Origin of the sequence: Protofrankia sp. Cas4 (genome assembly GCF_963555915.1) — a bacterium.
Lineage (GTDB): Bacteria > Actinomycetota > Actinomycetes > Frankiales > Frankiaceae > Protofrankia.
Window position 1 is genome coordinate 1 of sequence record NZ_CAUVXL010000077.1, and the last position, 10,237, is coordinate 10,237.

Annotated in this window: 3 protein-coding genes; all 3 read left to right on the forward strand. The window is 70.5% G+C overall.

The features are described 5' to 3' along the window. Window positions 1-27: 27 nt before the first annotated feature. Window positions 28-2,910 carry a LuxR C-terminal-related transcriptional regulator gene (locus U9979_RS07660; RefSeq protein ID WP_322778813.1) on the forward strand — a complete coding sequence of 961 codons (2,883 nt, stop codon included), beginning with the start codon at window positions 28-30 and terminating at the stop codon, window positions 2,908-2,910. Between the two features lie 242 nt (window positions 2,911-3,152). Then, entirely contained in the window at window positions 3,153-3,611 is a 459-nt protein-coding gene (locus U9979_RS07665; protein WP_322749036.1) for a hypothetical protein, read from the forward strand. Window positions 3,612-4,213: 602 nt separating this feature from the next. After that, the coding region (locus U9979_RS07670; protein WP_322778814.1) for a polyketide synthase at window positions 4,214-10,237 on the forward strand (6,024 nt) is incomplete at its 3' end.

Here is a 10,237-nt window from a genome sequence, read left to right on the forward strand (position 1 = left end):
AGATGTGTATAAGAGACAGGCATCACCATGATCAGCGGGGCTGCCGGTTCCGGCAAAACCGTCCTCGCGGCCTCGTGGGTCGCCGCCGCCCGATCGCCTGTGCCGGTCGCGTGGTTGTCCGTCGACGGGGATGCGGGCACTGATCTCTGGGCACATCTGTCGTGCGCGCTCGAACGTGGCGGCATCCTGCCGACCGGCCGCATTCCCGTTGGTCAGCCACTGGCGATGATCCCGCGGCCGGCACCGGACAGCGGCTTCGAACGGCGCTGGCGGGATCTGGCCAACGCGCTCGTGGAACTGCCCGCGCCCGCTGTGCTCATCGTCGACGACGTTCATCTGATCACCGACCCGGTCGCGATCGCCGGGCTCGAACTGCTTGCCACCGGTGCGGGCTCTGCGCTGCGACTGGTGCTGTGCGCGCGATATCCGATCATTGCTCTGCACCGGCTCCGGCTCGAGGGACGGTTGGTGGAGGTCGGTCCGAGCGATCTCGCGTTCACCGCACGGGAGGCGGTGGCCCTGTTCGAAGCGCACGGTGTCGATCTTCCGGACGAGAGTCGGGACCGGCTGTTGGAACGAACCGAGGGCTGGGCCGCGGGCCTCCGGCTGTCGGCTACTCAGGCGTCGGTGCACGACAGCGGTGGCGGCAGTGGTGATCGTGTCGGGCGTGGCGTCGCCGAGTACCTGCGTACGGAGGTGCTCGGTCGCCAGCCGGGGGAGGTTCGGCGGGTCCTCCTGCGCGCAAGCGTGCTGGACCGCCTCACCGGGCCCCTGCTCGACACGGTCGCGGCCGAACCATGCCCGACTGTTCGTGCCTCGACCGGCGTCGCCGGGCCGACCGGCGTCGCCGGGCCTGTCGGCCAGGTCGTGGACGGACGGGCGCTCTTGGCGGACCTGGCGGCGACCAACTCGTTCGTGGTCGGTATCGACGGCGCGGACAGCTGGTACCGCTTCCACCGCCTGCTTGTCGACATCATGCGAGCTGATCTTGCGGGAGAGGGTCGTGAGGACGAACCCGAGCTACACCTGCGGGCCGCGCTGTGGTTCGCCGAGCGCCGTGACTTCTCGGCCGCCGTCCGTCACGCAGGTCGGGCCGGGGATTGGCGCTATGCCGCCTGTCTGCTCGTTGAGGGCGGCCTCGGGGTGATCGCAGGCTCCGGTGACGCTGGGCGCGAGGCCCAGGTCGGCGCATTGGTCGATGTGTTCCCGGTGGGGTCTGCCGACCAGTCGACCGAGTGTGCGCTCGTGGTTGCGGCACGCGGCGTCCGCGCGGGTGACGTCGAGGCCGCGGAGCGCTGCGTGAACAGTGCACGGATCCGGGTGGCCAGCCTTCCGGTGGGTCGCAGGCGTCTGGTCACGACCGTTCTCGATGTCCTCGAGGCGCGCTGTGCCGAACTGCGGGCGGATCCCGACGCGATGCTTGCCTGCGTTCGCAGGCTCCTGCGCGTCGGCCAGCGCCCGGACGTCACCGCCGTGCCGGCGGGAGCAGATGGTCATCATTGCGGGCTGTGGACCAATCTGTCCGCCATGCGTGCCGTCGCGTTTGCCACCCGCGGCCGGGCCGAGCTGTGGCGTGGTCGTCCCGATGGTGCATCCGAGTCGTTCCGGGCGGCACTGCGACTTGCCCGCGAGGTGGGCGCAGGTGATGTGGAGCTGTCGTGTCTGGGCGGACTCGCCCTGGCCCACGCCTGGCGCGGGCGGCTGCGCCAGGCCGAAGCCTGGGCTGGCAGGGCCGCGGAGGCGGACCGGAGCCGGTCGGCCACCACTGCTCGTGACGATGTCCAGCCGGCGGCGGTCACCGGGCTTGCCGACGTGCATCTTGCGATGGCGGTCGTCTCGTTTGAGACCGATGATTTTGTCGCGGCCCGCGGACACGCATTCGAAGCAGAACGCTACTGTCGGCAATGGCCGCAGCCGGTGACCGCTGAGCTCCTCGTCCTGTTGAATGCGGCTATCCTGGGTCGGGCGGGCGATGTCCGGACGGCCCGACGGTTGCTCGGGGCGCACCGTCCGGTCGGGCTGCCCGACATCTGTGTGCGGACCCGGCTGGCTACCGAGGTCGAGTTGCTGATCGCGGTGGGCAACCCGGACGCGGCGTTGGCCGTGGTGCGGCGCGGGATCACCGAACACCGCCCCGACCCGGCCGAACTGCTCGCCCTGGCCCGCGTCCATCTGGCCCGGGCCGACACGCCCGCTGCGGTGGCGATCCTGGCCCCCCTGCTGCGGGCCGACACCGGATCCGGGATCGGCAGCATAACGGCCGCGTGCGTGTTGGACGCGGTGGCGGCCGGCCGTGGCGGCGAGGTGGCACGTGCGACCGCGTCGCTGGCCCGCGCACTGGCGTTGGCGGAGGAGGAAGGCGTCATGCGTCCGTTCGTGGACGCGGGCGAGGAGGTGCGGGCGCTGCTGCGGGCGCATCCAGGACTGCGGGCCGCTCACCGGGTACTCGTCGACCGGCTGTTGACCCGCGGCGAGGCGGCGCAGCCCGGACCCGGGGCGGCGCAGCCCGAACCCGTGACCATGCCTCGAGGATCACAATCGTCCATGGCTCGACCATGGCCGGAGCCGCAGGCGGCAGCCCAGAATTCCCAGGCGGCAGCCCAGAATTCCCAGTCGGTGGCCCGGCATTCCCTGTCTGCGACCCGGCATTCCCTGTCTGCGACGCAGCATTCCCCGTCGGGGCTGCTGGCACCGCCGGAGCCGGTGGCGGTGCCGGTCGAGCCGCTGAGCGGCCGTGAGCAGGCAGTCCTGAGCTATCTGCCGACGATGCTCACCACGGCGGAAATCGCCAAGGAGATGTTCGTCTCGGTGAACACCGTCAAGACACACCTGAAGAGCATCTACCGCAAGCTGGACGTGGCGCGCCGGCGCGATGCCGTGCAGCGCGCCCGGGCGCTTCACCTCCTGTGACAGTCGCCCTCGCGTGCCGGTTGCGGGCCGCGTACGGGTGCCCGGTGCCGTGAGTTCCCTGACATTGCCGTCGCTGCTTCCTCACCCGGCATGGAGGATGCGCTACCCGCGGTCGTGGCCGGATTATAGTCCTCGCGGCGCTGGGCGACGGCATCCGATCGTGGGATGGGGTGTGTCGTTCGCGACGGGTGGAGGACCGGCGGCTTCGCCCGGTTCTGCGGACGCGGCGCGGAGGTGGCGCAATGGACCAGGTGCTCGACCGGATGGAGCTGCCGCTTTCCGGCGTCGAAGTCGAGCTGGTGAGCTCGCCGGTCGGACTCCTGCACTGGCGGCTCAGGTCCGCGGATGCGTTTTCGGACGTTCTCGATCATCCGCTCGAACGCACCCCGATTCTCGGCTGGCGCCAGGGCACCACGTCGGTCGAGGGGCGCCGGCCGCCGGTGCCGTTCACGGTCGCGTGGGGGTCGCTGCTGGGCGGGCGTGGACCCCTGCGGGTCGTGCTCGTCCGCCGTCGCCGCTTCCGGGCTACCGTGCAGCGTAACCTTGACCCCATGACCCTCGGTGGCGCGTTTTGGATCACCGAGACCGAAGGTTCGTTCGAGCAGCTGGTCGTGTCGGATGGGACGATCGTCGAGAGTCGCGACCTAGGGCCTGATCCGACTGCAGCCCGTCGCCCCCCGAGCACACGGAGAGAAGCATGATCGTTTCCTCTTTGGTCGACTGGGCGTGGCGAGCCCGTCAGAAGACCTGAAATAGGTTCTTGCTACCGGGTGAACTTTTCGTGGATGTATCCATCGGGCAAAGTCCGGCCGACGAGATGTTTCTTTGCGCCTATTAACCTGTTGCGCTCTCCGTCGGTTGGACCTGCCGTATGCCGGTTGGCCGGGAAACAGCCGTCGGCGTTTCCCGGCTGCGGGATGCTCGCGCGGGTCCAGTGGGCAAAGTTTGTTGTGCCTCCGATGGTTTTCCGTTGCTTTTCATGGTGTGATATGGTCGATATCGTAAAATCAATTCTATGTCAACGGCTTTATGGCGAACAGGTACATGGTCATCGGGTTTGTTCTGATACGGCCAGAGTGGCCGTGGCAATGCGCGCCGTGGGTGTTTTCATGCGGCGAGTTCCGGCGGCGGCGCCGCCGCCTGCATCCGTTCGTGGGATTGCCGTCTGTGTCCGGTCGCTCTTAAACCCAACCCGCGCGGGCGGCATGGCGAGAACGCGCTGTGACCCTCCGCCCTCAACTGTCAGTGTTCCGCCCACGGCGCCTCGTCGACGGGTTGGCGGAGGGTCAGGAGGGATTGTCCAATGAGCATCAGCACGTCTCCAAACCCGCAGGCCCGGGAACGGGACCTTGTCATTGGCGTCACTCCGTTCACCGAGCCGGACGCGAGATTGGCTGCCGCCGTGACCCGGGCCGGTGGCCTCGGAGTTCTCGACCTGGGGCGCGACGCGGCGGCCGCGCGCACCGCGCTCGCCGACACGGCCCGCTGGGCCCGGGGTCCGTTCGGGGTGCGGGTTCCCGCCGGCTGCTCGACCGCGCCGGGCGATCTGCCGGCCGCGGTGGACACCGTCGTTCTTTCGTCCGACCTTCTTTCATCCGACCGGGCCTCGGTCGCCGGCTCGACCGGGGCGCGGTGGGACGTCGTGACCGCCTCCGCCGGGGGTCGCCGTCGCGTCCTGGTCGAGGTCACCTCGGTTGTACAGGCGCGGGCGGCGGTCGAGGCCGGCGCGGACGGCCTGATCGCCCGGGGTTGTGAGTCGGGTGGTCGGGTCGGTGACCTGACCACGTTCACACTGCTTCAGTATCTGCTGCACGCCGAGCTGGACCGCCCGGTGTGGGCCGCCGGTGGGATCGGCCCGCACACCGCCGCAGCCGCGGTTGCCGGCGGAGCGCACGGGGTCGTGCTCGACGTCCAGCTCGCCCTGGTCCGGGAGATGGAACCGCGGACCGATGTGGCTGCCGCCATCCGGGCGATGGACGGCAGCGAGACCACGGTCATCGCCGGGCATCGTGTCTACGTCCGCCCGGACCTGCCGGTCGCCCACCTTGATGGTCACGATCTTGACACGGCCGCTGTCGCCAACCGGCTGGGTGCCCGTGACCTGCGTGCGCAGTTCCTGCCGGTCGGCCAGGACGGAGCCTTCGCGGCCCTGCTCGCTGATCGTCACATCACCGCCGGCGGGGTCGTCGCAGCGGTCCGGGAGGCGATCAGGGAGCATCTCACCGCCGCCGCGCGGCTCGCCCCGTTGGCCCCTGGCGCGCCCTTCGCGGTCGACCGGGGTCTGCGCGTTCCGGTCGCGCAGGGGCCGATGACGCGGGTCAGTGACCGGGCCCAGTTCGCCAGGGCGGTGGCCGACGGTGGTGGCCTGCCGTTTCTCGCCCTTGCTCTGCTGAGCGGGCCCGAGGCCCGGACGCTGTTGGAGGAGACCGCCGCTCTGCTCGCCGGTGCACCGTGGGGTGTCGGAATACTCGGATTCGCCCCGCCGGAGATCCGCTCCGCCCAGCTGGAGGCGGTCAGCGCCGTCCGTCCGCCGTGCGCGTTGATCGCGGGTGGGCGTCCGTCCCAGTCGGCCCCGCTGGAGGCGGCCGGCATCGACACCTTCCTGCATGTGCCCTCGCCGGGTCTGCTCGGCCGATTCCTCGCCGACGGTGCCCGCAAGTTCGTCTTCGAGGGACGCGAGTGCGGTGGCCACGTGGGCCCACGCGCGAGCTTTCCGCTGTGGGAGGGCCAGATCGCGGGGCTGTTGGCCCATGGCGAACGGGTGGCCAAGGAGGACGGGCAACAGGCCGGCACCGAGTTTTTCGAGGGTGTGCATGTGCTGTTCGCCGGCGGCGTGCACGATGCGCGGTCCGCGGCCATGGTTGCGGCAGCCGCGGCGCCGCTGGTCGAACGCGGCGCCCGGATCGGGGTCCTGATGGGCACCGCCTACCTGTTCACCGCCGAGGCGGTTGAGTCAGGGGCGATCCTGCCCGGGTTCCAGCAGGCCGCGGTGGACTGCGAGGGCACCGTGTTGCTGGAGACCTCGCCGGGCCACGCCACCCGGTGCGTGCAGTCGGACTTCGTCCGCGCCTTCGACGAACGCAAGGCCGAACTGCTCCAGCGGGGGTTGACTCGCGCGCAGGTGTGGGAGGAGCTGGAACGCCTTAACCTCGGCCGGCTGCGGATCGCGAGCAAGGGGTTGCGTCGCGAACGCGGGCGGCTGGTCGCAGTCGACCCCGAGGCCCAGCGCCGTGAGGGCATGTTCATGATCGGGCAGGTGGCGGCGCTGCGGTCGGAACGGACCACGGTGGGCGCCCTGCACACCCAGGTCACCGAGGGCGCGACCCAGGCCGTGGCCGCCAGGGTCGCTGCGCTCGGTATCGACACGAGTGCCGTCGGCGGCGGCGGGTCGTCCGGCGTGGCAGGTGCGCGGCATGAGGTGCGCGAGGTCGCCCGTCCGCTGGATGTCGCCGTCGTCGGGATGGCCTGTGTGTTCCCGGGTGCCGCCGACGCGGACGAGTACTGGGCCAACATCGTCGGCGGCCTGGACGCGGTCACCGAGGTGCCCGGTAGCCGCTGGGACCCGAATCTCTACTACGACCCGGATACGGGCCCGCGCGACGCGGGGCGGCGGGTGCCGTCCAAGTGGGGTGGGTTCCTGGCCCCGCTGCCGTTCGACGCGCTGAGTTTCGGGATCCCACCGAAGGCGTTGAGCAGTATCGACCCCGGGCAGCTGCTGGCCCTGGCCGTGGCTGCCCGGGCCCTGCGCGACGCCGGATATGACGACCGTCCGTTCGACCGGTCGCGGACGTCAGTGGTGTTCGGCGCCGAATCCGGCGCCGACCTCGCCTCCGCGTACGGCTTCCGGTCCACCTACCCGAGCGTGGTCGGCCCGGTTCCGCCCGCGCTCGACGAATGCCTGCCCACCCTGGACGAGAACTCCTTCCCCGGTCTGCTCGCCAACGTCATCGCCGGCCGGATCGCCAACCGCCTCGATCTCGGTGGGGTGAACTACACGGTGGACGCGGCATGCGCGTCCTCGCTGGCCGCACTCGACGCCGCCTGCAAGGAGCTGGTGGCCGGCACCTCCGACCTCGTGCTCTGCGGCGGTGTGGACACGCATAACAGCGTCCATGACTTTCTGCTGTTCTCCTCCGTCCAGGCCCTGTCACCGACCGGCCGGTCCCGCAGTTTCGACGCGGCCGCCGACGGCATCAGCCTGGGCGAGGGTGTGGCCGTCGTCGTGCTCAAACGGCTTGCCGACGCCGAACGCGACGGTGACCGCATCCATGCTGTGATCAAGGCGGTGGCCGGATCGAGCGACGGCCGGGCGCTGGGCTTGACCGCTCCGCGCAAGGCAGGCCAGGTGCTGGCGATGCAACGGGCATACGCCCGAGCCGGCATCTCCCCGGCCGACGTCGGCCTGGTCGAGGCGCATGCAACCGGCACGGTCGTCGGTGACCGGACGGAGCTCGCCGGCCTGACCGAGGTCTTCACCACCCACGGGGCGGCGCCGGCGAGCTGCGCGGTCGGTTCGGTGAAGTCCCAGATCGGGCACACCAAGTGTGCGGCCGGCCTGGCCGGTCTGATCAAGACGGTGAAGGCGCTGGAAACCGGGGTGCGCCCGCCGACGCTGAACCTCACCCAGCCCAATCCCTACTGGGACGCCGCAACCAGTCCGTTCTTCTTCGACACCGGGGCTCGTCCGTGGGCGGCACCCGCGTCACGCCGGCACGCCGGTGTGTCCGCGTTCGGGTTCGGCGGGACGAACTTCCACGTGGTGCTCTCCGCCTACGACGGTGGGCCCGAGCCCGCTCACGGGCTGGGCTCCTGGCCCGCGGAGCTTTTTGTCGTCCGGGGCACCGACCGGGTTGCCGCCGGCCGCACTCTGGACAAACTCGCCGAACTGATCAGGATCAACGACGGCGCCGGACAACCCTGGAAGTTGCGTGATCTGGCCGCGACGGTCGCGCGCAGACGCGGCGGAGCCGTCCAGGTGGCGTTTGTCGCGGCCACCCTCGATGATCTTCCAGACCTGGTGAGACGTGCGCGGGTCTTTGAGCACGATCCGAAGGCGGGGATTTTCGTTGCGGCTGAGGCCGAGAGCGGGGCCGAGAGCGGGGCCGAGAGCGGGGCCGACGCCGAGACGGCTGACTCCGGTCCGGATGGTGGCGGAAAGATCGCCTTTCTTTTCCCGGGCCAGGGCAGCCAGCGGCCCGGGATGCTGGCGGATCTGTTCGTGGCCTTCCCACGCCTGCGTCACCTGCTCGAACGCGGTGAGAAGTGGGCGACGGCGATGTTCCCGCCGGCCGCCTTCAATCGTGGCGATGTCGCCGCCCAGCAGGCGGCGATCACCGATACGCGTACGGCGCAGCCGACTCTCGGGATGGCGGGGCTCGCCATGCACGAGATCCTCACCGGGCTCGGTGTCCGGCCTGACCATCTCGGCGGCCACAGCTACGGTGAGCTGGTCGCCCTGTGCGCGGCCGGGGCCATCCACATTGATGATCTTCTGTTGCTCAGTGCGGCGCGGGCGGAGGCCATCCTCGGCGCGGCCGACGCCTTCGCACCGACCGCCGACCCGGGAGCGATGGCCGCGGTGTCCGCCGCGGCCGGGCGTGTCCAGGAGGTCCTGGCCGCCGCTGGGACGGAGCTGGCCGACGTTGTGATCGCCAACCACAACGCACCGGACCAGACCGTGATCTCCGGTCCGACGGGCGCGGTCGACCTCGCCGTCGGACGCCTTGCGGCCGCCGGGCTGACGGCCCGGCGGATCCCGGTGGCGTGCGCGTTCCACAGCCCGGTGGTTGCGGGCGCGGTCGAGACGTTCGGCGTGGAGCTGGACAAGGTTGCGGTTGGCGAGCCGGGCGTCCCGGTCTGGTCGAATGTCACCGCCCAGCCGTACGAGCCGGAGCCCGACGCGGTACGACAGACGCTCGCCGGTCAGGTCGCGCGCCCGGTCCGATTTGTCGACCAGATCGAGGCGATGTATGCGGCCGGTGTGCGGATCTTCGTTGAGGTCGGGCCGGGGCGGGTACTCACCGGGTTGATCGGCCGGATCCTCGCCGGCCGGCCGCATACGGCGCTCGCCACGGACGTTCCCGGCGAACCCGGGCTCCGCCGGCTTCTGCTTGCGCTGGCTGAGCTTGCCGCTGCGGGTGTCGCCGTGGACACGACGCCGCTGTTCGCCGGGCGGGACGTGCGTACGGTCTCAGCCGCGAACTGCCCACGCCGACCCGGTTGGCTGGTCGACGGCCACATGGTGCGGACATCCGATGGACGGCATCTGGCCGGCGGGCTGCGGCCTGCGGACGAGCTGACCCGGCTGGCGGACGATGAGCCCATCCCACCGGCGATCCAGGGTTCCCGGCCGCTGCTCCCCCCCATGGCGCCTCCGCCGGTGGGATCCGCGCCGGTGGGATCCGCGCCGGTGGGAGAAGCGCCCCTGGGATCCGCGGCAGTGCGAGGAAACATCCCGCCACAGGGCCTGTCCCCGAACGTCGGCATGGGTGTGACGGGCATGGGTGTGACGGGCATGGGCGTGGCGGGCATCGCCGTGACCGGCACGAATGCCATCGCGGACGCCTCAATGGACGCCACCATGGTTGAGTTTCTGCGCGCCACCCGGGAGCTGGTCGCCGCGCAACGCGATGTCATGCTCGGCTACCTCGGTGCGTCAGCCGGAGTGGGAGAACGGAAAGGCGCGGAGTCCACCCGGGAGCCGATCCGGGTGCCGACTGTGCCCACGCCCACGCTCCCCGTTCAGGGGCGTCCGGCGCTGGTACCTGCCCAGGCGGGGCCACCGGATGCGGGCGGCCCCGGGGTGGCCCCGATGACGTCGGTGCAACCGGCGGTGCCCGTGCTGGATCCACCTGCGGTGTTGGGTCTGGTTGTGGATGTGATCTGCGCGGCTACGGGTTATCCGCCGGAGATGCTGGAATCAGATTTGGATCTTGAGGCTGATCTGGGTATTGATTCGATCAAGAGAATGGAGATCCTGGGGGCGTTGACAGCGCGCGTCGGATCGGCGGGGGACGGCACCGCTTCGGCCGGTGGCAGCGGTGGCATGACCGGCACCTGGGATCTCGCCGATGCGATGGTCGAGGAGCTGGCGCAGGTCAGGACCGTCCGTGGGATCGTTGACTGGATCGTCACCCGGCCAGGTCCCAACGCTGATGTGGTGCCTGCTCCGGCCGGTGACCTTGCCGGTGACCTTGCCGGTGACTGTGCCGACGACCTTGCCGGTGACTGTGCCGACGACCCGGCCGGTGGCCAGGCCGGTGACCTTGCCGGTGACTGTGCCGACGACCCGGTCCCCGACAGGGACGCGCGGGTGGTGACGAACATC

Coding starts and splice junctions, on each gene's coding strand:
- U9979_RS07660 (WP_322778813.1), top strand. CDS start 28: ATGATCAGCGGGGCTGCCGGTTCCGGCAAAACCGTCCTCGCGGCCTCG.
- U9979_RS07665 (WP_322749036.1), top strand. CDS start 3,153: ATGGACCAGGTGCTCGACCGGATGGAGCTGCCGCTTTCCGGCGTCGAA.